Origin of the sequence: Vagococcus sp. WN89Y (assembly GCF_052220145.1) — a bacterium.
Lineage (GTDB): Bacteria > Pseudomonadota > Gammaproteobacteria > Enterobacterales > Enterobacteriaceae > Kosakonia.
Genome location: NZ_JBQPOM010000011.1, coordinates 1 through 24,136, shown reverse-complemented (window position 1 = coordinate 24,136; position 24,136 = coordinate 1). Strand labels below are relative to the sequence as shown.

General features: G+C 52.9%; 13 protein-coding genes. 8 read left to right on the top strand and 5 right to left on the bottom strand.

Annotation, left to right across the window (positions count from 1 at the left end; translation table 11 throughout):
* Positions 1–762: 762 nt before the first annotated feature.
* Together ACTU3N_RS01930 and ACTU3N_RS01925 are read left to right on the top strand one after the other, a co-directional pair.
* Positions 763–2,481 carry an ABC transporter permease gene (locus tag ACTU3N_RS01930; protein WP_443084447.1) on the top strand — a complete coding sequence of 573 codons (1,719 nt, stop codon included), beginning with the start codon at positions 763–765 and terminating at the stop codon, positions 2,479–2,481.
* An 18-nt stretch (positions 2,482–2,499) separates the two neighbouring features.
* Positions 2,500–3,282, top strand: coding sequence for an ABC transporter ATP-binding protein (locus tag ACTU3N_RS01925; protein ID WP_443084446.1), 783 nt, complete (start codon positions 2,500–2,502; stop codon positions 3,280–3,282).
* Between the two features lie 162 nt (positions 3,283–3,444).
* On the opposite strand, the gene ACTU3N_RS01920 is transcribed toward ACTU3N_RS01925, so the two are convergent.
* Together ACTU3N_RS01920 and ACTU3N_RS01915 are read right to left on the bottom strand one after the other, a co-directional pair.
* Positions 3,445–4,605 carry an MFS transporter gene (locus ACTU3N_RS01920; protein WP_443084445.1) on the bottom strand — a complete coding sequence of 387 codons (1,161 nt, stop codon included), beginning with the start codon at positions 4,603–4,605 and terminating at the stop codon, positions 3,445–3,447.
* Complete coding sequence (locus tag ACTU3N_RS01915) at positions 4,602–5,126, bottom strand: TetR/AcrR family transcriptional regulator (RefSeq protein ID WP_443084444.1); 525 nt, start codon at positions 5,124–5,126, stop codon at positions 4,602–4,604. Before ACTU3N_RS01915 ends, ACTU3N_RS01920 begins: the two co-directional genes overlap by 4 nt.
* A 259-nt stretch (positions 5,127–5,385) precedes the next feature.
* On the opposite strand from ACTU3N_RS01915, the gene ACTU3N_RS01910 reads away from it, so the two are divergent.
* The gene (locus ACTU3N_RS01910) at positions 5,386–5,865 is read left to right on the top strand and encodes an Hcp family type VI secretion system effector (RefSeq protein WP_443084443.1); all 480 of its coding nucleotides are present in this window, start codon (positions 5,386–5,388) and stop codon (positions 5,863–5,865) included.
* 432 nt (positions 5,866–6,297) lie between these two features.
* On the opposite strand, the gene ACTU3N_RS01905 is transcribed toward ACTU3N_RS01910, so the two are convergent.
* Both ACTU3N_RS01905 and ACTU3N_RS01900 read right to left on the bottom strand, forming a co-directional pair.
* Entirely contained in the window at positions 6,298–6,603 is a 306-nt protein-coding gene (locus ACTU3N_RS01905) for a hypothetical protein (protein ID WP_443084442.1), read from the bottom strand.
* A 138-nt stretch (positions 6,604–6,741) separates the two neighbouring features.
* Complete coding sequence (locus ACTU3N_RS01900) at positions 6,742–8,076, bottom strand: aminotransferase-like domain-containing protein (RefSeq protein ID WP_443084441.1); 1,335 nt, start codon at positions 8,074–8,076, stop codon at positions 6,742–6,744.
* Positions 8,077–8,298: 222 nt separating this feature from the next.
* Between ACTU3N_RS01900 and ACTU3N_RS01895 the strand changes: the two genes are divergently transcribed.
* Positions 8,299–8,625 carry an EamA family transporter gene (locus tag ACTU3N_RS01895; protein WP_443084612.1) on the top strand — a complete coding sequence of 109 codons (327 nt, stop codon included), beginning with the start codon at positions 8,299–8,301 and terminating at the stop codon, positions 8,623–8,625.
* Positions 8,626–8,733: 108 nt separating this feature from the next.
* Here ACTU3N_RS01895 and ACTU3N_RS01890 read toward each other — a convergent pair whose 3' ends face one another.
* Complete coding sequence (locus ACTU3N_RS01890; protein WP_443084440.1) at positions 8,734–8,871, bottom strand: bacteriocin immunity protein; 138 nt, start codon at positions 8,869–8,871, stop codon at positions 8,734–8,736.
* Positions 8,872–9,298: 427 nt separating this feature from the next.
* Between ACTU3N_RS01890 and ACTU3N_RS01885 the strand changes: the two genes are divergently transcribed.
* The 4 genes from ACTU3N_RS01885 to ACTU3N_RS01870 form a co-directional block, all read left to right on the top strand.
* Positions 9,299–10,951 (top strand): ShlB/FhaC/HecB family hemolysin secretion/activation protein, encoded by a 1,653-nt coding sequence (locus tag ACTU3N_RS01885; RefSeq protein ID WP_443084439.1) that lies wholly within the window; start codon positions 9,299–9,301, stop codon positions 10,949–10,951.
* A gap of 11 nt (positions 10,952–10,962) precedes the next feature.
* On the top strand, positions 10,963–22,689 hold the full coding sequence (locus tag ACTU3N_RS01880) for a hemagglutinin repeat-containing protein (protein WP_443084438.1): 11,727 nt from the start codon (positions 10,963–10,965) through the stop codon (positions 22,687–22,689).
* Entirely contained in the window at positions 22,686–23,018 is a 333-nt protein-coding gene (locus tag ACTU3N_RS01875) for a hypothetical protein (protein ID WP_443084437.1), read from the top strand. Before ACTU3N_RS01880 ends, ACTU3N_RS01875 begins: the two co-directional genes overlap by 4 nt.
* A gap of 310 nt (positions 23,019–23,328) precedes the next feature.
* On the top strand, positions 23,329–24,136 hold an 808-nt coding region (locus tag ACTU3N_RS01870), incomplete at its 3' end, for a hemagglutinin repeat-containing protein (RefSeq protein ID WP_443084611.1).

Genomic DNA, 24,136 nt, shown 5'->3' with positions numbered 1-24,136 from the left:
GCGGCTACCGAAGTGCATGATGTCCTGGTAAGGGTGTCGCTCAACGCACCACTAGCTGCCAGACAGGGAAAAACCACGTCATCTGGTTCTGGCTACATACTGTTTTCTGATAAATTGCGGAAAATATTATTGCAAAAATCCTAATATCAGCTTCCTGAATTGTATACGTTTCGTTTAGTTATTTACTGCTACGCTATACAGGTATGATTATTAACCTGGAGATTTATATGCCTGCTGGTTTATCTGGAGAACCTCCTTGTTGGAGTAAATGTTGCTGTTGATTACCTGCGTATCGTTTTAAGAAATGAAATAGAGGTAATCAACGGCACCCGGAATTTTTCGGGACTGATTATTTTTATTTTATTGCACTTAAAACGAGGTGTAGGATGTTTTACATCACAATTCCCCATGCATTTATTGTAAACACAAGAAAATACATATCTCCTTGTGCTGATTCTTCACAGCATTCAGCATCCAATTCCCGAAAAGACTTTATACTTTTCGCCTGGATAAAATTCCTGCGGAAATTTTTGCAAAAGCTAAACAATAATCGACGCCGGGCGATAGAATCAATCGTTGATACACTTCTTCCATAACAGGTGCGTATCATAAAACACATGCGAGGCTCGCCTGTGTTTTATGTGGCGACGCATTTCCATTTTTCTTAATAAAATTCCGCTGCCGTTAGCTAAGTGGACAGTTTGCTACGCGCACGATTAGTGTATTTTATATTCAGAGACCGTTTGCCTCAGGAGATTTTTTATGCAAACCCTCGCCATTAAGCCGCAAAAAATTACATTCACTACTTATGATATTATTGTTATCTTAATCCTTGCCGTAAGCATAGCTTTATTTATTCTGGGCTGGAAAGATATGCATACGTCCTTTAACGGAAACGAACTCCCACCGCTGAGTCTGAATTATAAGGCATTACCTTATTATACATTGCGCACGACCATGCGACTGATTATTGGTCTGGGTTATTCTCTGCTGTTTTCCATTGTTTTTGCTGTGCTGGCAGTAAATTATACGCCAATGCGACGCATCATTTTGCCATTTGTTAATTTTATGGAGTCTGTTCCGCTGGTCGGTTTTCTGACTTTTACCACGGCATTTTTTCTTGGGTTATATCCACACAGCGTAATGGGACTGGAGGGCCTGGCTATTTTCGCGGTATTTACCGGGCAGGCGTGGAATATGATGCTGACATTGTATCAAACGCTGCGTATCGTTCCAGCCGAGTTAACCGAAGCCACGCAAGTGTTTCATTACAATCCCTGGCTGCGCTTCTGGCGACTGGGTTTTATTTACTCCATACCCGGTCTATTGTGGAACACAATGGTTTCGCAATCAGCGGCATGGTTTGCGCTGGTTGCCTCCGAAATGCTGACAATTGGCGATCGCAGCGTCAATTTACCCGGCGTCGGATCTTATATTGGCGTAGCGTTATCTCATGGTTCTGTTTCAGGTGTCTTGCTGGGTGTGCTGGCACTGATCGTTAATATTATTTTGCTCGATCAGTTATTTTTTCGCCCGCTAATTCGCTATGCACATCGTTTTAAATATGAAGATATCAGCGATCGTAAAGCCCCCTCGTCATGGTTTTATTACTGCCTGTCACACTCAACTGTGGGTAGAATATTAGGGTATCTTTGCACCTGTTTTTCCCGTTTCTGGTTATTTTCTTTACCAAAACCCTGGTATGCGCTGCGTCTCAATCGCCTGTTTACTCTGCTCGGCATGATGAATTGGTTATGGTCTGGGATTTGGTATCTGATTGTTGCCGTCGCCTGTATTTATTACGGTTACAAATTATGGTTGTTTGTACCAAAAGAGTATATAGCTTCGCTCCCTGAGTGGATGGGACTCACTGCAGCCCGGGTTATTGCAGCGATGCTGATTAGCGTTGCGATATTTACACCATTGGGTGTCTGGATAGGCTTACGCCCCAATTTAGTACGCTTCTTCCAGCCGCTTATTCAAATAATGGCCGCAATACCAGCTAACGTATTTTACCCTCTGATTGCCATTCTGATTATTAGCTGGCATCAGGATCTTAATAGCTGGACAGTGCCAATGATCATGTTGGGTACGCAATGGTATGTACTTTTCAATGTCATCGCCGGGGCGAGCATGATCCCCAGCCAAATGATGGAAGCCAGTAAAGTTTTTCATCTGCGGGGAATCATGTGGTGGAGTAAATTTATTTTACCTGCGGTATTTCCATATATCGTCACAGGTGTGATATCCGCAGCAGGAGGTGCATGGAATACCGCTATTGCAGCCGAAGTACTTAACTGGGGGAAAATAACGCTCCATACCACGGGCTTAGGTGCATTTATTTCAACTGCCAGTGATGCCGGACTAAATGGCGAAGAAGCGCTCGGCTGCGTTGCCATGTGTTTTTTAGTTGCTCTGTGCATCATTTTTATCTGGCAACCTTTATATCGCTTTGCAGAAAACCGTTTCAGATTTGATTGATCATCACAGGAGATAATAATGAAAGCGTGCAAGGAAATTTTAAAAATACACAACGTTGAAAAATCCTTTAATAATGCGCACAAGCAAAAAACCACGATTCTCAGGAATATCAATCTACGCATTGAAGAGAATGAAATTGTTGCGCTGCTTGGAAAATCAGGCTCAGGAAAGTCAACCTTGCTCAGAATGATTTCTGGCCTGGTAGAACCTGATTCAGGCTCAATCATTTGCTGCGATCGGCCGGTAGAAGGGCCTGGTGATCATACCAGTATGGTATTTCAGTCTTTTGCCTTATTTCCCTGGCTGAATGTCTTCCAGAGCGTCGCACTCGGCCTGCAAGCACTAGGGCTAGCGCGCAATGAAGTGGACTGGCGCACCATGGAGATGCTCGATCTTATCGGTCTTGCCGATTATGCCGCAGCCTATCCCCGTGAGCTTTCCGGCGGTATGCGCCAGCGTGTAGGATTTGCGCGCGCACTGGCCGTTGAGCCTGAGCTTCTCCTGCTGGACGAGCCTTTTTCAGCTCTGGATATTTTTACCGGCAATAAGTTGCGCAGCGATCTGCTGGAATTATGGGAAAACCGTGAAATAAAAACGCGAGCAATGTTGTTAGTCACCCATGATGTGGAGGAAGCCGTGATGCTTTCCGATCGCGTATGTTTACTTAGCAGCCATCCAGGAACGATAACCGAATGCTTTGACATTACGCTCGATCGCAAAAACCGCACAAAACAGACTATAACACCGCTGGTGGATGAGATAAGTGAGGCGTTAACGAGGCTAATAGCAGCCCATCCCTGAGCGCTTATCCGTTTTGGCGAACATCGTTGTTCGCCATACTTTTGAAAAAACATTTAACATCATACATAGCACTCAGAATTATAAAAAAGAACTTAAAAAATAGTGAGATAGTTGATTTTTATATTATATCCAGCGCTATTTTGCGACATCGCAATTAAGGCATTAATACCGAGCCTCAGCGTTTTTCCTGCCCGGCTCCGCTCCGGTCTCTGGCACGTAGCACAGCATAACCAGCGAGAGCATGGCAAAACACAGCAATGCGGGTAACGCCCCGGTATGCGTATAGATAATGCCAAACACCACAGATCCTGCTACCTGGCCTGCTGCCAGCATAAAAAAGGCCACGCCCACTCCTGTTGCCGGTGAGTCCGGCGTTACCTGCGTGCCGCCAACCAGCAGCACGCCAGAGAGTGTGATATAACCCACGCCGCACAAAGCGACTGCGGGAATCATCCACCAGGAAAATGCGTGGCTGAATGCTATTAACAGCAACGGCACCGCCATAAAGAGTTGTGCCAGACGATACACCTGCCGCATGCCAATGATCCGACTAACCGGGCCGGTTAGCGCTCCTGCCATGCCCGCCGCACCACACACCAGCCACAGTATGCTGATAATATTGCTTGCTACGCCCGCATGCTCGCGCAATACATTCGGCCCAAAGCTCCACCACGCTGCGCTTGCCACACCGCTCATAAACGCAATGCACGCCAGGCGAATGACCTGCCGCTGGAAAAACGTTTGCCGCCAGTTTTTGCGCTCATACGAATGGCCTTCGCGAGGCAAATAGCGCATTACCGGCAGCAGGCAGAGCAGCGCCAGAAAAGCAAAAGCTACGCAAGCCGCTCGCCATCCGCCGGGTAAAAACTGTAGCACCGGCACAGAGAGAACTATCCCCGCCCCTGTTCCTGCATTGATAACCGTGTTGGCCTGCGTGTGCAGTTGCTCGTTGATGGCTCGGTTAACGGCGACCGCAAGCGCTGGAGATGAAAGCCCGGCGCTCAGACCCGCGATAAAGATGCCTGCCGCCAACATTACTGGGGAGGCGGAAACCGCAAGCAGTAGCAAGCCTGCCGTTGCAAAAATAGCGGATGCGCCAGCAACCCGTCGGGGACCAAAGCGAGCCGTTAGCCGTGATGCTGTGCTTATTGCCACGCAATAGGCTACAAAACTGCAGGCCGCAATGATCCCGGCAACCTGAGCACTAAAAGGAATGTCTTGCGTGACCGCTGGCAGCATCAATCCCCACGAAAAGCGAGCCAGCCCGTAGGAAACAGCGATTAACGAAAAACCCGTCAACGCCAGAGCGCGGGATGTTTTCATTCACCCTCCTCCTTGTGAGTCATCAGGATAGCGGCAGCATTACCGGCATGATGAGCAGCCTGCGGGCCGAGGATCACTGCTGCGGTAATGGCGCCTTCGAAGAGCATCCAGACAGCATCAGCCAGCCCGACACTTTTAACACAGGTAAAAATGTAGTCCCGTAGCGCGTAACGGAAATCCAGTGCCAATGCTGACAGTCGCATGTTTTCTTGTGCATATTCGCCCGACAGCTTCAAAAAGAAGCAGCCATCCGCACCGTATTCCGCAGTCCAGCGTGCAAGCTCCCCAAATAATCTTTCGATAGCTTGCGGGTTGTCTGGCGGATATAACCCCGAGAAAAACCGCGCTCTGCGCGCCATCATCACAGCTTCGGTGAGCTGTTCGCGAGAGGGAAAATAGCGGTAAAGCGTGCGCGTGGACACCCCTGCTTCAATGCAGATTCGGTCTGTGCTTGTGCCGTGAAAACCGTTTTTGTAGAACAGCTGTTCAGCAGCCTGGATGATATCTTTTCGTTTTTGCATACTTTAAAAGTAAACCGATCGTTTTACTTTTGCAAACAAGCCTGTCACTCCTGGCGCGTTACGGCTTTCCAAAGCTGTCGTTGATATATCCTCCATAAATCATTTCCACAATATATATATCATTCGCAGAATGATAACCATTCCATCAATATATGCCTTTGCGCTAAATGCATCGTTGTCTATTTTTTAGCAGAAGCTTACTATTGCTCATGATAATTTACTGACTGCCGCAAGGAATGCACACTCAACAGGGAATGCTATGTCTAATATTATTTATTTAAGCATAACAGGCGATAAGCAAGGATTAATCTCCTCAGGATGTTCCGCTATTGATTCAGTAGGTAATAAATTTCAAATGATCCATAAAGATGAAATAATTGTTTATGAGGTCAGCAATACCGTCCGCCGGGACGAACAGGTGGCAATGCAGCCCCTTCAAATCAGGAAGCCAATTGATAAATCTACGCCACTGCTGGCACAGGCTTTAGGCGAGAATGAAAAACTTGAATGCGTTTTTTCCTTTTACAGAACAGCCAGCTATGGCGGCAATGAATTTTATTTTAAGATGACCCTTAAGGATGCCATTATCAGCAATATTAATTTTTTCCATCCTAATGCAATAAGCCATAATGAAATACAACCTTATGAAGGCATTTCTTTTAAATTTTCATCAATAATGTGGGAACATGTGACGGCCAAAACCTCTTCCTGTTTGCTGTGGGAGGATGCGGTTTGTTGAAAGGATAATGCTATAACGTATTGATAATGTATTTCCACCTTTGTTCCCACACCAACGCCTGGATTTACGTCCGGAAGGTGGCCCACCTGGCTCAGTGCAGGCCTGAGCCAGCAAATCTGCGCAAAAGATGGTCCAATATGCCCGACGAAATGCATCAGTTTGCCATATAGCTTACCCGCACCCGAGTCGACTGACGTGGCCAGTTATCCTCCATACGGTACTCTTTATCACTCATCGTCCTCAATATATGGGGACGATTTCGTTAAATAATTTAAATCCTCCGAACCAGGATGAAGATTGTCAGCATTATCTATACGGTCGCACAATAAGCCTGATGTTGAATCATGCCAGGGGAATCCTGGGGTATTTAGGTTAATCTGTAGAAAAACTATATCCTGACGCTTCATTGCTCGCTCAAAGCAAGATTTATTATCACTCCGCAATCATCGTTTCGTGTAAATAACGCCAGAGCGGTTTACCATCGTGAATATCAATGATGGCAACCGACCAGCGTGCCTGCACATCGCCCTGATTGCGGTGCGTTTCCCGGTAACGGCACACTACCGAGTCCTCTGTCAGTTGGAGCGTTTCACATGCCTCAATTTCTATGTGCAGATGCGGGCGCCCACTGGCATTATTGCGAAAAAGTGCTTCCACCTCAGCTAAGCCTATCGTCAGCCCTTGCGTGGTCACCATGCTGAACGCCGGGCTAAAACTGTCGAGCAGTTTTGCCAGCACAGCGGGATGGCCAGAACGACCGGTGAATACTTCTTCAATCCACTGATGCAGTTCGATTACGCTGTGATGAGCAATGCATAAAAACTCCGGTTGTTAACAGGCTTTGATGTATTATTCCATCAGCACCACGTTATATATCTATCGATATTGTTCCAGCCCTACTAATTCCCGCACTTTTAATAGGGCATCACGTAAAATATCAATCGGAACGGAACCTAACGCTATGCGTATCGCCTGCGGTACGTTGGACGATATACAAAATGGTTCTGCAGTAGAAACTGAAATATGGCTGTCCATTAGCATTTTTACCAGGCGATCGGCTCTGCTCTCTTCTTCCAGGGGAAGCCAGAGAAAATACGAAGCCGGATGGGCGATATAAGGTAGCGCTCCGAGGATTTCTCGCGCGGCCAACTGACGCATCCGCGCATCGCGCCTTTTCAACGTTTCCAGTCGTGAAACGGTTCCGTCCTGAATCCACCCACAAATAAGAGTGGTCATCAGCGAAGCTGTATTCCATGTCGTAGCCCGTACCGCACGCTCCAGTGCAGCACGATGCTGCGCCGGACCAATCACCGCCCCGACTCGCAATCCTGTGGCGACATTTTTTGAAAAACCGGTGACATACACCGTTCTTTCCGGCGCATAAAAAGCAACCGGAGGCGGCGATCTTCTCGCTAACCAGGCATACGCAGCATCTTCAATAATCAGCAAATCATGCTGACGAGCAATCTCAACCAATGCTTTCCGTTGCGCGCGGCTTAACACCCAGCTGAGAGGATTGTGCAGAGTTGGCATGGTGTATATCGCACGAACGAGTCTTTTTTGGCAAAGCTGGCGGAGCGCATCCAGATCAGGTCCATCCGCGTGACAAGGTATGGCAACGAGCTCAAGATGATAAAACGACGCCAGAACCCTAAATCCGGGGTATGTTAGCGCATCGACCGCCACCACATCTCCCGGTCGGAGAAGCCCCATAACAGTAATGGCAAGACCGTGCTGTGCCCCATTGACGATAAGAACATTTTCCGCATCCGGGCTAAAACCATACCCGGCCAAATGCCTGGCAACAATCTTCCGCTCGCTCAGTCTCCCGGCATGAGGCAGGTAGCGAAGATGTGACTCGATATTGCCTGCGCTAGACATTTGTTTAAGCGCATCACGTAATAGTTCGCCCTGCACTGGCAGGGAGGGATAATTAAAATTGAGATCGATAACATCTGTCGCGACGGCAAGCTGATCTATACCGTGCCCGGCTGGTAAAGAAATTTCCCTGACAAACGTTCCCCGCCCGGTTTCTCCGCTGACCAGCCCCATCGCTTCCAGCTCGGCATAAACACGGGTCGCTGTCGCCAGTGAGATATGTTCTTCAGAGGCCAGGCGGCGGTGTGTCGCAAGCCGAGTGCCTGCCGGAAGTTTCCCGCTACGGATAGCCTGCGCATAGTCATCCACGATTGTTTTATAACGCGCTTTCATGAAATGTATCCATGACAATAATTTGATTGTATTAGATTAAGCAAACTACCATCGCTTTGTTTATGGCTCAATCCCTGATGCCATCCTGTAAAGTGAGGCCCACATGGTTAATTCAGCGACGCATAAAACAGACTCAGGCGTATTTTCCGGCTGGCTGAATGGATTCTTAGGCGTGGTGATTTTCAGTGGTTCTTTACCCGCGACTAAAATTGCGGTGCTTGAATTAGTTGGGCGCTGATTATTTCACTTCCCATTATGCTGATTGCCATGTTTCTGTTTCGGCCTCAACATTTTCATACCATCGGTGCCAGAGCCTGGATTGCCGTGGGTTACGTTTCACTCTTCAGTATGCTTATTGGTTTTATTTTCTGGTATAAAGGTCTCGCCGCAGGCGGCATCGCTACAGTCGGGCAATTACAACTGTTACAGCCGTTTTTTGGCCTGGGCCTGTCTGTAACGATTTTGCACGAAACCGTAAGTCCGCTAATGCTTGCCGTCACGCTTGGCGTGATCCTTTGTGTTGCCGGATCGAGGAAATTTGCCCGCTAAATTTTATGCTTTGGGTGGTTACGTGCGGCTCTGATTAAGCCGGCAAAACACGCCATCGGGAATATTAATCCACAGGATAATTAAGCAGATTCGAAACCTGCTTTGCCGTTAGTCGCTCCTGACTTCTTTAACAATCCCCGCAGGGCTGTCTTCGCGATCATCGCGTGGGTAACAGAGAAGAACTGAACCATCCGGATGCCCTGTAAACTCTTCAAACAGCAATTCTGAGCGTACGGAGGCCCTCACGATTTATGTCTTAATTTAAAACCAGGGCTGCCGGATTACTGGTCAGTGGACTCACTAAACTCAGATGCATGAGTCTGTTATTAAAAATAGATAAGATAGCATTTCGATCTTATACATAAATATAAAATATATTATACAACATAACCATTGATGATTTTACACAATATAAATATTATTACCTGATGAAAATGGGTTTAAATTATAAATAAATTCTGATCCGCCAGGTTATAATTTTTATCAGTAAGGATTATAGTTAATTTTTTCGCCGAATATATTCAGTCCTAAAGCCAAATACAGACGCAAACTCTCTTTTTACTACAACGACATTGCCTTTTATTTTATTCTGTAAGAAGATGCATAAAATTAATTAATAAAATTAACCTAACTCAAATTCCAGGGTGCGGGTATTTCGTCAGGGATGGGCAACATGCGCTGTTTGGTAGCGTTATTATTATTTATGGCTACGGCGCAGGCCGCGCCCTTATCTCCTGCTGACCGTGATGCTGTCCTTCAGCAGCAGGAACAGTTGTTAATTCAGAATCAACAGCAGCGCGACGAGCTGGAGCGCAGCACGCCGCTTCCGCGCGCCAGTCAGGCGGCGCCCGGCTTACCCGCCACTGGCCCCTGCTTTGATATCCATACCATCACGCTCGACGGCGTCATGCTTATCAGCGCAAAAGCGCAGCAGAAACTTATTTCCCCCTGGCAGAACCGCTGCCTGGATATGGCAAAAATAAACGCGCTGACCGCCGCGATTTCTGACTGGTATATCAGCCGCGGCTATATTACCAGCCGTGCCTTTCTCACCGAACAGGACCTTTCTCACGGTGAATTACATATTGTGGTACTGGAAGGAAAATTAAAGCAGATACGCCTTGAAGGGAAATCGCCGCGTATGCTGAAAATGGTATTCCCCGGCCTCGAAGGAAAGGTTTTAAATTTACGTGATATCGAACAGGGGATGGAGCAGATTAACCGCCTGCGCAGTGAACCGGTGCAGATAGAAATCCTGCCGGACAGCGAACCGGGTTATTCCATTGTGAATTTAACCACCACGCCGGAATTTCCATTAAGTGTTTCCCTGTCGCTGGATAACAGCGGGCAGAAAAGCACCGGCGAAAAACAGTTAAACGGCTCCCTGACCGGGAATAATTTGCTCGGACTGGCGGATAAATGGTTTGTCAGCGGCGGGCGCAGCAGCGATTTCGCCAGCGCGTATGACGCGCAGAATTTTCAGGCCGGGGTCAGTCTTCCCTACGGTTATTCCCTGCTGGATTACAGCTACGCCTGGAGCAACTACCGCACCACCATTATGAATATGGGTTTCCCGTGGATTTCCACCGGCGACACCAGAACCCACCGCCTGAATGCCTCGCGGGTGGTGTTTCGCAACGGCAACATCAAAACCGCGCTCGTGGCGGGTGTCACGCAACGCAGCAGCCGTAACTGGCTTAACGATGCGCCGCTTTCCAGCAGCACCCGCAAACTTTCCAGTCTCCAGCTTGGCATCAGCCACACGCAGAAACTATTCGGCGGCGTCGCCACCTTTAACCCGGTCTGGAGCCACGGCATGCCCTGGTTCGGAGCGGAAACCGATGAAGGCAAAACCGGCGATGTGCCGCGCGCGCAGTTTCGTAAGTGGAGCCTGAGCGCCAGCTTCCAGCGCCCGCTCACAAACGACGTATGGTGGCTGAGCAGCCTGTATGGCCAGTGGTCGCCGGACCGTCTTTATGGCAGCGAGCGCCTGACCATCGGCGGCGAAAGCTCGGTGCGCGGTTTCAAAGAGCAGTATCTCTCCGGCGATAACGGCGGCTACTGGCGCAACGAACTGAATTATTCCCTGTTCACCCTGCCTGTGCTCGGGCAAATCAGCACAACAGTGGCGCTGGATGGCGGCTGGCTGGAAAAAGACCGTCTCGATAACTATGCCTGCGGCACCCTCTGGGGCGCGGCTGCAGGCCTTGCCAGCAACGGCCGCTGGCTGGCAAGCCAGGTTTCCGTCGGCACACCGCTGCGCTACCCCGGCTGGCTTGCCCCCGACCACGTCAGTGTGAACTGGCGCGTTGCTGTCATTTTTTAAGGATAAAAAAGATGAATACTGCCAAACCGGTTGGTTTTTCACAGCGTGCGCTGAGCTGGCTGATTATCGCCCTGCTGGTCTGGCAGCCCGTTGCGCCTTCTTTTGCGGCGGCCATCACGCCGGCAGGCCCGGCCACGATGGACAAAGCCGCCAACGGCGTGCCGGTGGTGAATATCGCCACGCCCAACGGGGCGGGCATCTCACATAATCAGTTTAAGGACTACAACGTCGGCCAGGAAGGATTAATCCTCAACAACGCCACCGGACAGCTGACGCAGACGCAGCTTGGCGGGCTTATCCAGAACAACCCGAACCTGCGCGCCGGGCAGGAAGCGCGCGGCATTATTAACGAAGTGACCGGCGGCAGCCGTTCGCAGCTGCAGGGCTACACCGAGGTGGCGGGCAAGGCGGCAAATGTGATGGTCGCCAACCCTTACGGCATCACCTGTAACGGCTGTGGTTTTATCAATACGCCGAATGCGACGCTGACCACCGGCAAGCCGCAGTTTGATGCAGCGGGCAACCTCGCAGCGCTGGAAGTAACAAAGGGCACCATTACGGTGGAAGGGAAGGGGCTGGATGCCAGCGCCAGCGACGCCCTGTCGCTGATCTCCCGCGCCACGGAAGTCAACGCCGCCATTCATGCAAAAGATTTAACCGTCACCACCGGGGCCAACCGGGTAGATGCGAACGGTAAAGCCACGGCGATAACCGGAGAGGGCAAGGCACCGTCTGTCGCGGTGGACACCGGCGCGCTCGGCGGCATGTACGCTAACCGCATTCATCTGGTCTCAAGCGAAAAAGGCGTCGGGGTGAACCTCGGCAACCTCACCGCGCGCCAGGGCGATATTCAGCTTGATGCCAGCGGTAAGATGGTTCTCAGGGACAGCATCGCCAGCGGTTCTCTGGCGGCGAAAGGTGAAGGCGTCACGCTGAATGGCAGCCATAAGGCGGGCGGGGATATAGCGCTGAGCAGTGCGCAGGATCTGGCGCTAAATAACGCCACGCTGGCTGCCGACGGCAAACTGATGCTCAGCAGTGCAGGCAGCACGCAACTGAACGGCAGCTCGCTGACCAGCGGCGGCGATATGGCGCTTACCGGGACACAACTCACCAGCGATAGCGCCAGCCAGGTTAATGCGGCGGGGAATGTGTCGCTGACGGCGCAGCGTATTAATCAGCAGGGAAAACTGATTTCTGGCGGCGATACCCGCATTACCGCTGACCGGCTGGATAACCAGGGTTCGGTGGCGGCGAAAGGCAAACTTACCGCCACGACCACCACGCTTGCCAACAGCGGCACCCTGCAGGGGCAGACGCTCGCGGTGAGGGGGGACAGCGTACAGAACAGCGGCACGCTGGCTTCTGACGGCACTCTGCGCGTGGACGCCGGGGCATTGACCACGGGGAACGACTCCGTTATTACCGGCAAAACCGATGTGACACTGACGGCGCAGGCCGCCGCCGATCTGGACGGGCAGGTCAATGCGGATAAGGCGCTGAGCGTTCATGCCGGAGAATTACAGACCCGGCGAAATGCGCAGTTACAAAGCGGCAGCGATATGACGCTGACCGCTGTCGGTAACGCCACGCTGGACGGCACGCAGGCGGCGAAAGGCTCGCTCGAAGCAACGGCAAAACAACTCAGCCACGGCGGGAAATCAAACGCCCATACCATCACGCTGAACGGGCCGGACAGCATCACCAACAGCGGCACGCTGGTTGCAGATACGCTGAACCTCAGCAGCGGTCGCATCACCAACGGCGGGCTGTTACAGGGCACCCGTGCGCTGGACTTACAAACGGACTGGCTGGATAACCTCTCCGGCGGCACGCTCTACAGTGCGCAGGATTTAACGCTCTCCATTCCCGGGCTGAATAACAGCGGCTTAATTACCACCGATGGCGACCTGCATCTGCACGGTGACCGCCTGAGCAATGGCGGCGAAATAAACGGCGTCAGCCTGTTCAGTGATTATGAAAGCCTCGCCAGCAGCGGGCGTTTGCTGGCGGATGACGCGCTCAGCCTGACGGCAGACAGCATCAACACCAGCGGCGTGGTGGCGGCCAGGAACACAACTGTCACGGCGAAAACCCTGAACAACTCCGGTAGCGTGCAGGGCAGTAACGCCCTGACGCTGGCGACGCAGAACACCGCCAACAGCGGGGCGCTGCGCAGTGCGGGCGCGCTGACACTGACCGGACAGATGCTGGATAACAGCGGCAGTCTTAACGCTACCGCGCTGTTACTGACGCTGGGGCAAAAGCTCGACAACGCGTCAACAGGGCGCATGGTGGCGGACAATTTACTGACGCTGAATGCACCGGTACTGCTGAACAGCGGCCTTGTTGCGGCGGAAAATTTCGAGCTCACGGGCGCGGATATCATCAGCAGCGGCACGCTGCAGGGAACCGATGCGCTGACCGTTACCGGCAGGCAACTGACCAACCAGCAGGGCGGCCTGCTGCTGAGTAACGGTAATATCACGCTTAAAAACGACAGCCTGGATAACGCCGGGCAGATACAGGGCAATACGCTTAACCTGGCGACCGGTCAGTGGGTAAATACCGGGGTTGCGCTGGGTGAGAACGGCCTGAATGCCAGCGTTAACGGCACGCTCGATAACCGGGGCAAAATCGTCAGCCAGCAGGCGCTGACGGTACAGGCCAACGCAACAGATAACAGCGGCACGCTGATGGCAAAAGTGCTCTCCCTGCACGGTGATTTGCAGAGTAGCGGCCTGATTCAGGGCGCGGACAGCCTGGCATGGGGCGGCGCTACACTTGCCAACAGCGCGAACGGGCAGCTTGTCAGCGGCGGCAACCTGGCGTTGCAGGGCAAAACTTTTGATAACGACGGACGAATGCAGGGGCGCAGCCTGACAGCGACAGCGGATAACTGGCGCAACGGCGGCACGGTACAGGCGCAGGAGAAGCTCAGCGTTGCATCTGGCAGCACGCTCGACAACAAGGGGCAGATGCTGAGCCAGGGGCTGGCTGATATCCGTACCGCACAGCTTACGAATGACGGCAAACTGGCGGCAAAAGACCTCACCATCAGCGCGCCTGATATTACCAACAACGGCACTTTACAGGGCAATAACAGCCTGACGCTGGCCACCCGGACGCTTTTTAATGGCAGCAATGGCCAGCTTGCCAGCGGTGGTGCGCTGGGCCTGAACCTGGATTCGCTGGAAAACCAGGGGCTGTTTTATGTTGAAGACGGGCTGACGCTCAACGCCCGCCAACTGCTTAACGGCGGCAGCCTGGAAGCGGGCGCGCTGGATATCACGCTCGGCGATACGCTGACCAACAGCGGTACATTGCTGGCGCACAATGCCGCCACGCTGCACGCAGACCAGACTGGCAACAGCGGGCAGATTGCCGCCAGCACTGTCTCCCTGACCGGGAAAACCCTTCGCAACAGCGGCCTGATTCAGGGCGCGCAGCAGGCGCAGGCCACGGCTGATTCTATCACTAACACAACCAGCGGAAGCTGGCTCTCCGGCGGGGCACTGACGCTTGATGGCAGCCTGGATAATGCCGGAACGGTACAGGGCGACACCGTGGCTCTCACCGGCACCACGCTGGATAACGCCGGAGTCATCAATGGCCAGCACGGCCTGAGCGGAATCTATAGCGGTGATATCAGTAACAGCGGCCAGCTTATCAGCGGCGGTCTTACAGATTTACGGGCAGAGAGTATCCGCAACAGCGGGCGCATCACTGGCGACACACTGGCGCTGAACGCCGCCACGCTGGACAACGACGGGCTGTGGCAGGGGACGAACGGCCTGACACTGGACGCCGACAGGGTTACCACCGGTGCGGGCTCGCGCACGCTGAGCGGTGGTGGCTTTACTGTTAACGCCGGGCAACTTTCCACCGACGGCACGCTGCAGGGCGGGCAGGTCACGGTGACGGCCGATGACTGGACGCTTGGCGGTACGTTACTGAGCCAGGGCGGCCTGACCGCGGGTGTGGCCGGAACGCTGGCGCTGCCGGGGACGCTGACCAGCCAGGAGGCAATGAATATTCGTGCGCAGACGCTGAACAACGACGGCGAGTTACTCAGCGCCGGGGATATCACCCTGCGCGGGCAACAGCTCACCAATAACGGCAGCATACAGGGTAAAACCCTGACGGCACACGAAGCGCAAATCATCAACAACGGCACGCTGACCGGGCTGGATAACCTGACGCTGGATAACCGCCAGGTGAGCGCAACACTGATGGCGCGCATGGCGATGGCGACGCCTCAGCTGGCGCTGATCAACGGCGCAAAAGGTTCGCTGCTGACACAGGGCACGCTGGATATCAACGCCGGAACGGTCAGTAACGCCGGACTCTGGCAGGGCAATACAATCCTGCTGGCGGCGCAGTCGCTGGATAACAGCGGGGCGATACAAAGCGCCGGGGCGCTGAACATGGCGCTTGCAGGCAACCTGAAATCCACGGCGGGCAGCAAAATCACCGCCATGGGCACAGCAGCGCTTAACGCACTCGCACTGGCCAATGACGGGCAGTGGGCGGCGAAGAACCTGACGCTGAACGCGGACACCCTGGCTAACGGCGGGACCATCAGCGGTAGCGATGGCCTGACCGCGACGCTGACCGGCAATCTCACCCAGCAGGCAGGCGCCACTCTTGCCAGCAACGGCGCGCTGAATCTGAACGCGGCTTCGGTAGATAACGCAGGTAAATTACAGGGCGCAGACCTGACGGTATCCGCCGCGACACTGACGAACCGTAGCGGCGCAGAAGCGGTAAGCGCAGGCGCGCTGACGCTCACCACGCCGTCACTCTTCAACTACGGCCTGATTCAGGGCGCAGGGGAAACCCGCATTGATGCCACCGCTCAGGCGATGAACGCAGGCAAAATGCTTTCCGGCACCCGCCTGACATTAACCACGCCGCAGTACAGCGGCGCGGGCTGGTTACAGGCGACCAGCCTTATCCTTAACGCGGCAAACAATGCCGCAAGCGGGACGCTGCTTGCCGACCAGATGACGCTGACCGGCGATACCTTCATCAATAAAGGCACCACCCAGGCCGGTAGCCTGACGCTGAATTACCGACAGCTCACCAATAACGGCACGCTGCTCGGCAACAATCAGCTGACCGTTAACGCGACGCAGGTGGATCAGTCCGCTTCCGGGAAGCTGTTCAGCGGCGGCGATCTGTTTGTTGGCGCAACCGGGATGAATGCGCTGGGCCAGGTGGTGGCGCTGGGTAACCTGACGCTGAAGCTGACGAATGCGTTTAGCGGGAAAAGCCAGTTAGCGGCGGGTAAAACGCTGAGTATTACCAGCAACGGGGCGATTGATAACCAGAGCGTGATGCAGGGCCAGGCGGTTAACCTCAGCGCGGGCGGCCAGCTGACAAACAGCGGGCAAATCACCACCGGCAGCGGCGCCAGCACATTAAGCGGCAGCAATATTGTGCTCAACGGCAATAGTTCGCTGCAGGGCGGCAGCGATATTACGCTTGCCAGTCGGGGGAATATCACCGCCAACGGTTTTGCCGGGACGCTCGGCAGCCTGACGCTGAGCGCGCCGGGAAGTATTGTGAACACTGCACTGTTGTACGCGGCAAATAACCTCGCGCTCTATGCCAACAGTATTACCAACCAGCGCGGCGATATGCTGGCGGGAAATAACCTCTGGCTGCAACGCGATGCGGCGGGTAATGCCAACAGTGAAGTCATCAACACGTCAGGGAATATCGAAACCAGAAATGGTGATATTTCTGTTAAGACCGGGCATTTGCTGAACCAGCGGGATGGGCTGTCTGTAAAAAATGGCACAATCCAGATAACAAACCCTGGTTATGTGGGAAATGCATCATTCAGTATGTCGCTCAAGGACATGTCCCCAGGGAGTTACAAAAAAGTATCAATAAGAACCCAAGTTTATGTCGGTAGTTGTAATGCATTTCCATCATATCCAGGTGCCTGCACGATGGGTGAGCCTTTCTTTAATGTTTCTTACCAGTTAACTGAGTCTGGAAAAACGCAGCGTTTTGCGACTGAACAGATCATATCTGATGTCAGCAGTAATGCTGGCGCAGCAAGAATCGCATCGGGCAAAGATATCAGTATTCAGGCTGCCAGGCTGGATAATGATGCCAGTGATGTATCTGCCAGCCATGATATAAATATGTTGGGTACAACGCTGAATAATAAAAGCTATCAGTCAGGCAGGACCACTACTTATTTAACTTATAAAGCCACAAATATTAATGCCAGTAGCGTTAGCTATGTTCTTTCGGACAGAAGCCAGGAGTATGAAGCAAGTGGAACAATTGCGCGTGCAGTTATTCAGGCGGGCGGTAATGTAGCGGCTAATTTCACCAGTGATATCAGCAATACAACAACGGCTTCAAACGCAGGCAGAGTAAGCTCAACGATTTCTACCCCCTCCCTGAATACCCTGAGCAATCAGAGTATCGGCGGTAGCGTGGCAAAACAGGCGCTGACGAATTCGCCGGTCGCGGTCAACTCGCTACAGTGGCAGGATCAATTGCAAAACGCCCTGCAACAGATTAACGGCGGTGGTGCGCTGGATAATAGCAACGTGTCCGGCGCAGCGCTGAGTCATATCAGCGGCCAGCAAAAAGACAGTGCCAGCCTCGGTAATGCCGGTAGCCTGACCAACGCGGGTGTGACGAATGCGGTACTCAAGAACACCGGCAACGGCGCGCCCGGCCAGTATCAGGGAAAATCCGTCGATACCAGCGCCTATCCGCTGCCTTCAGGAAATAACGGCTACTTTGTCGTTTCCGAAAACCCGAAAAGCCCGTACCTGATCACCGTTAACCCGAAACTCGATGGTCTTGGTGCGCTGGATCCAGCGCTGTTTGGCGATCTGAACAAACTGCTGGGCATCACCCCACCCTCCTCGCCCCGCGAAACCAACAGCGCTTACACCGACGAGAAGCAGTTCCTCGGCTCGTCCTACATGCTGGATCGCATCAGGCTAAACCCGGATTATGACTACCGTTTCCTCGGTGATGCGGCGTTCGACACCCGCTACGTCAGCAATGCGTTGCTGAACCAGACCGGTAACCGTTATCTCAACGGTATCGGCTCTGATCTGGCGCAGATGCAGTACCTGATGGATAACGCCGCCAGTGCGCAGCAGTCGCTCGGCCTGCAATTTGGCATTGCCCTCTCTGCCGATCAGATCGCTGCCCTCGACCACAGCATTTTGTGGTGGGAAAGCGCGACGATTAATGGCGAAACGGTGCTGATCCCCAAGCTCTACCTGTCGCCGAAAGATGTCACCGTCAATAACGGCAGCGTGATTGCCGGGAACAATATCAGCCTTGAAGGCGGGAATGTCACCAACAGCGGCAGCACGCTACTGGCGCGCAACGATCTCAGTGTCAACAGCGCGGGGCAGATAACCAACAGCAACGATGCGCTGCTGAAAGCAGGCGGTAAAGTCGATCTCAGCGCTATTGGCGACATCAGTAACATCAGCTCCACCATCAGCGGCAAAACAGTCGCGCTGGATAGCCTCGACGGCAGCATCAGTAACATTACCCTGGCCGACCAGTATTCGCTGGATGCGAAGGGCAGATACGGCTCGATTAGCCTGAAGGACACCACCCTCGGCAGCATTGCTGATATCACTGCGCTGGATGGATTGTCGCTCGCTGCCGGACAGGATATCACCCTCACCGGCTCCACACTGGATGCAGGTGGCGATCTGCTGATGGATGCTGGCGGCAATATTGCCGTCAATGCTATTGCGAAAAATGACGCTTTTGGCCAGTCCGGTTTTGGTCGCAAAACCGCAACAAGCGATGCAGATGTTTCCTGGCAAGGCAGCGCTATCATCGCGGGCGGCAATCTTGCCATGCTGGCAGGTAACGATCTGACACTGAGCGCCAGTGATATCAGCGCAGGCAAAAACGCGCAGCTTTCCGCAGGCAATGACCTGAACCTGAATGCACAGCAAACCAGCCATAACAGCCGTAACGGCGACAGTGAAAGCCACAGCACTGGCCTGGATCGGACGACCGTCAGCGCGGGCGGCAATCTGACGCTGACCGCCGGGCAGGATATCAATTCGCAGGCTGCCGGACTGGTGGTAGAACAGCAGGTCGGTATACAGGCTGGCCGTGATGTGAACCTTCTGGCTGAAGAAACCACGAAGGGCGACAGCTATAAAGCGAAAAAGAAAACCATCATCAATGAGCAGGTTCGCCAGCAGGGTACGGAAATTGCCAGCGGCGCGGGCACGACGATTATTGCCGGGCGCGATATGAACGCCGAAGCGGCACAGGTGACAACGAAAGGTGATATTGGCGTGCAGGCCGGGCGCGATATCAATCTTATCACCGCCACCGAGAGCGATTACCACTACCAGGAAGAAACTAAAACCAAAAAAGGTTTCCTGAAAAAAACCAAAACCCACACCATTTCCGAGCAGAGCGCCACGCGTGAGTCCGGTACGCTGCTGAGCGGCGATAACGTTACCCTGAAATCCGGCAATGACTTGCTGGTGAAAGGCTCTGCGGTAGTGGGCGATGGCGATGTGGCGCTGAACGCCGGGCATAACGTCAGCATCGAAGCCGCCACCAACACCGACTCGAACTGGCAATTCAAGGAGAAGAAAAAGAGCGGCCTGATGGGTTCTGGCGGCATCGGTTTTACCATTGGCAGTAGTAAGACCAAACAGGATCTGAAAGAGAAAGGCACCACCCAGAGCCAGAGTATGAGCACCGTTGGCAGCAACGGCGGCAACGTGACCATTAACGCAGGTGACCAACTGCATGTGGGCGGCGCGGACCTGGTGGCGAAAAAGGATCTCTCCCTGACCGGCGATAGCGTCATTATTGAGCCGGGTCATGATAAACGCACCAGTGACCAGACCTTCGAGCAGAAGAGCAGCGGCCTGACAGTGGCGCTCTCCGGCGCGGTGGGCTCGGCAATTAACAGCGCCGTCCAGACCGCTCAGGAAGTGAAAGGTGAAAGCGATGATCGTCTGGCCGCTCTGCAGGCGACCAAAGCAGCCCTTTCCGGTGTGCAGGCGGCGCAGGGTGTGGCGATGGCGCAGGCCACAGGCGATCCGAACAATGGTATTGGTGTCAGCATCTCGCTGACCTCGCAGAGTTCAAAATCTGAACAGCATGCAGAGAGTGACAGCGTGGCAGGTAGCACGCTGAACGCCGGGAATAATCTTGCTGTCACTGCCACAGGCAAAGGCCAGTCAGTGAACAGCGGCGATATTGTGATTGCGGGAAGCCAGCTAAAAGCCGGAGGCGACACGACGATCGCTGCCGCGAACGATATTGTACTCAGCGGTGCAGCCAATACCCAGAAAACTACCGGTAAAAACAGCAGCAGCGGCGGTGGCGTGGGTGTCAGCATTGGCGGCGGTACTAACGGCTACGGTATCAGCGTTTTCGCCAACGTCAACGCCTCAAAAGGCAACGATAAGGGCAACGGCACGGCATGGACGGAGACAACGCTGGACAGCGGCGGCGTGGTTTCCATGACCAGCGGGCGTGACGCCATTCTGAATGGCGCACAGGTCAGCGGCGATAAAATCACCGCCAACATCGGTCGCGATCTCTGGATGAGCAGCCAGCAGGACAGCAATGATTACAAGTCGAAGCAGACCAGCGTGGCAGCTGGCGGCAGCTTCACCTTTGGCAGCATGACCGGTTCAGGCTACATCAGCGCCAGCCAGGACAAGATGAAGAGTAACTACGACTCGGTGCAGGAGCAGACCGGGTTGTTCGCCGGGAACGGGGGTTTTGATGTCAATGTCGGCAACCACACGCAACTGGACGGCGCTGTCATCGCCTCCACTGCCGCAGCGAATAAAAACAGGCTTGATACCGGCACCCTGGGCTTCAGCGATCTCCATAATGAGGCAGATTATAAAGTTAGCCATAGCGGGATAAGCCTGAGCGGTGGCGGTTCGTTTGGCGGCGGTCAGTTCACAGGGAATATGCCGGGCGGTATGCTCTCTGCCGCAAGCCACAGCGGCCACGCGGAAGGTACTACACAGGCAGCAGTGGCTGACGGCACAATTACTGTCCGTGATCAGCAGAACCAGAAGCAGGACGTGGCCGCGCTCAGCCGTGACACGGAACACGCCAACGACAGCATCAGCCCGATCTTTGACAAGGAGAAGGAGCAAAACCGCCTGAAGGCGGTCAGCCTCATCAGCGATATTGGCAGCCAGGCAATGGATATTGCCCGTACACAAGGAAAAATTGCCAAAGAGAAGGCGATGAAAGACCCGGCTGCACTGCAGGCGGCGAAAGAAAAACTGGTCGGAATGGGTAAGCAGGCTCCCACCGAGAAAGAAATTACCGAGCAGGCGGGCAGAATTGCAGAAGCGCAGTATGGCACGGGAAGTAGCTTGCAGCGCGGCATCACTGCTGCGACAACGGCAGTGCAGGCTCTGGCTGGCGGCGATATTAAGTCTGCGCTTGCGGGAGCCGCAGCACCAGAGGTTGCTTATCTCATCGGACAAAACGTTAAGGATGATGCCGCGAAAGTTATTGCTCACGCGGTGGTCAACGCCGCACTGGCGGCAGCCGCTGGCAAGAATGCTGCTGCGGCAGCTGCCGGAGCGGCAGCAGGTGAGATTGCCGGCAAACTTGCCCTTGAGCTGTACAAAAAACAAGTCGGTGAACTGAATGAGGAACAAAAACAGACGGTAAGCGTCCTGGCGACACTGGCGTCCGGCCTTGCAGGTGGGCTGATCGGAGACAGTAGTGCGAATGCTGTTGCAGGGGCGCAGGCCGGGAAAACCACCGTAGAAAATAATCTGATGGGTGGTACTGAGCCTGGGCAAACGAGCCTGGTACAGGCACATGGGAAAGATGTTCTTTCTTGTGCAACGGATGCTGGTGGGACTGCGTGCCAGCGTGGTCTGGCGGTTAACAAAGCGATCGCTTTAGCTCTGGGCGGTGGTGCCGCAGGCGCAGCAATAATTGCAGCGACACCTGCGCTGGTAGCGAGTGCACAAGCGGCGGCTGCGACGTGCTCCGCGAATCCGGTTTTGTGTGCTAACCAGGTTTCCATATGGCTTGCGGAAGCCGGTATGGGGGATGCTGTACCTGCTGGCCTGGGCATCGCCCTTACGACAGGTAAAGTCAGCAAAGAAGCACTGGATGAGCTTGCAGAACTGAGCGCCCTAATGGCTGTTGAGAAACAAACAGGGAAAAAGTTTGGTACAACTACGATCAAGCAAATTGTTGAACCAGAGGCTGCTTCCGGGTTAGATATAGTTCACCTAAATTCAGGCGGTAAAAACAACTGGACAAAAGAGTTAAATAATCCAAAGCCTAATACACTTTATAAGGTTGATGGTGATAAAACGTTCAGAACTGACGCTGCAGGACGGGTTGATTCAGTAGAAGGAACGTTAAAGCTAAATACAAAGGATCGTAATAAATATCAGCAGTGTAAAGCAGGAAAATGTGGCCTTGACGGTGATGAAGGTGGACATTTGATCGCCAGTATTTTTGATGGTCCAGGAGAGAAAATTAATCTTGTTCCTATGGACGCTAAGCTTAACCGAGGTGTTTGGAAACAATTAGAAAACAAATGGGCTAATGAACTTAAGGCTGGTAACACCGTTAAGGTAAAAATAAATCCAGTTTATATCGATGATAGCCCCAGACCAGCCAGTTTTGACGTCGTTTATTCTGTCAATGATGGCCGACCCGTGGTACAAAACATCAATAATATGCCTGGAGGGACAAAATGAGTGAATTAGAAACTTTTAATTATAAAATTGGCCAACTTTTAGTTGATGCAGGCCCTGCTAATGCGGAAAGGATTATTGTTCGTGCAAAGCTTTCTTTAGATGGGGAGTCGTGTGAGTATGAATACGACTATATTGATTTTGATGGGAACGAAAGTTGGTTTGTTCCTGACGGCCTGGCAAGTCATGATCTTCGATTGCTATTAACAGAAATGAGAAATATATATATTGAAAAAAATATGACCAATGGGAAACCAGTATGGACGCAATGTACCATTGTCGTAGATATAAAAAATGGTAAAATAAATTTCGACTTTAAATATGATAATTAATATAACATGCGGCGATTTCGTAGAGGGGCAGGTAAAGGTAAAGGCTTATAAATCTGTTAGTTGTAGAGATAAGTTTTACCATATTGAAGCCAGTGTTCGTAGCGATACGAGTTAAAAGCTAAAGAGGTTTTTTTAACCTGACGAGCCTTTAATGCAGCGCATAAACCACCAATTTTTGTGACTTTCCTCTCAGCTTTTGTAATTAAAGTCCATTCTGGGGGCAAGTCCAAAAATTAAAAATCAATATTTATCGCTATTTCAAAAGAATAGAAGATAATTCGAGTCCGGCCTTCGCAACCAGCAAAGCACGCTGCGCAGCCAGATTGCCAGCCAGCAGGGCAACGTCTCACTGCAGGCGAAGAAGGATGTTTCGGTAAACGGTGGTGATATCAGCGCCGGAAAATCGCTGGTGCTGAGTGGCGAAAATATACGCCTGGACGTCAGCGAAGATCGTCTGCATACGCGCAGTGAATTCTCCTCATCACAGTATGCAGCCACCGCCTACGCCTCCGGCTGGGCAGTGACGGCCGCGCAGGCGCTGGAAAGTGCTGCCCGCTCGCAGGAAAAAGGACGCGATCCGCGTCTGACGGCTATTTATGCAGCGCAGGCCGGGCTGACCACGGCGGCTAACGTGGCGCAGGATGCCTATAACTCATCCATGATCCGCGTGGGTGTGGGTGTTTCCGCCGGGTCATCAAAAGAACAGCAGGATTACCGGAACCAGCAACAGCTGGGGAGTCAGCTGGCAGCCGGGGAATCGGTCATTCTTAAAGCCAGCCAGGATATCGAGGGTCAGGGCGTCAATATTGCCGGTAAGAATGTCCTGCTGAGCGCCGGGCGCGATATCAGTCTGACCGCTGCGCTGAATACGGAAAAAGAAAAGAGTAACAGCAGCGGTAATCAGTACTCGCTGGGCGTGAGTTTCTCACTGATTGGCCAGCAAAATGGCTTCAGTGTGGATGTGGGTGCCAGCCGCTCGCAGAGCAAAGAGAATGGCTCCAGCCTGGTCAACCATAACAGCCAGGTTCATGCGGATGAGACGCTGAACGTTAACAGCGGCCGTGATACGTTCCTGCTGGGTGCAGAGCTGCGCGGCGACCGGGTAGTGGCTGATGTGG

Coding starts and splice junctions, on each gene's coding strand:
- ACTU3N_RS01930 (WP_443084447.1), top strand. CDS start 763: ATGCAAACCCTCGCCATTAAGCCGCAAAAAATTACATTCACTACTTAT.
- ACTU3N_RS01925 (WP_443084446.1), top strand. CDS start 2,500: ATGAAAGCGTGCAAGGAAATTTTAAAAATACACAACGTTGAAAAATCC.
- ACTU3N_RS01920 (WP_443084445.1), bottom strand. CDS start 4,605: ATGAAAACATCCCGCGCTCTGGCGTTGACGGGTTTTTCGTTAATCGCT.
- ACTU3N_RS01915 (WP_443084444.1), bottom strand. CDS start 5,126: ATGCAAAAACGAAAAGATATCATCCAGGCTGCTGAACAGCTGTTCTAC.
- ACTU3N_RS01910 (WP_443084443.1), top strand. CDS start 5,386: ATGTCTAATATTATTTATTTAAGCATAACAGGCGATAAGCAAGGATTA.
- ACTU3N_RS01900 (WP_443084441.1), bottom strand. CDS start 8,076: ATGAAAGCGCGTTATAAAACAATCGTGGATGACTATGCGCAGGCTATC.
- ACTU3N_RS01885 (WP_443084439.1), top strand. CDS start 9,299: ATGCGCTGTTTGGTAGCGTTATTATTATTTATGGCTACGGCGCAGGCC.
- ACTU3N_RS01880 (WP_443084438.1), top strand. CDS start 10,963: ATGAATACTGCCAAACCGGTTGGTTTTTCACAGCGTGCGCTGAGCTGG.
- ACTU3N_RS01875 (WP_443084437.1), top strand. CDS start 22,686: ATGAGTGAATTAGAAACTTTTAATTATAAAATTGGCCAACTTTTAGTT.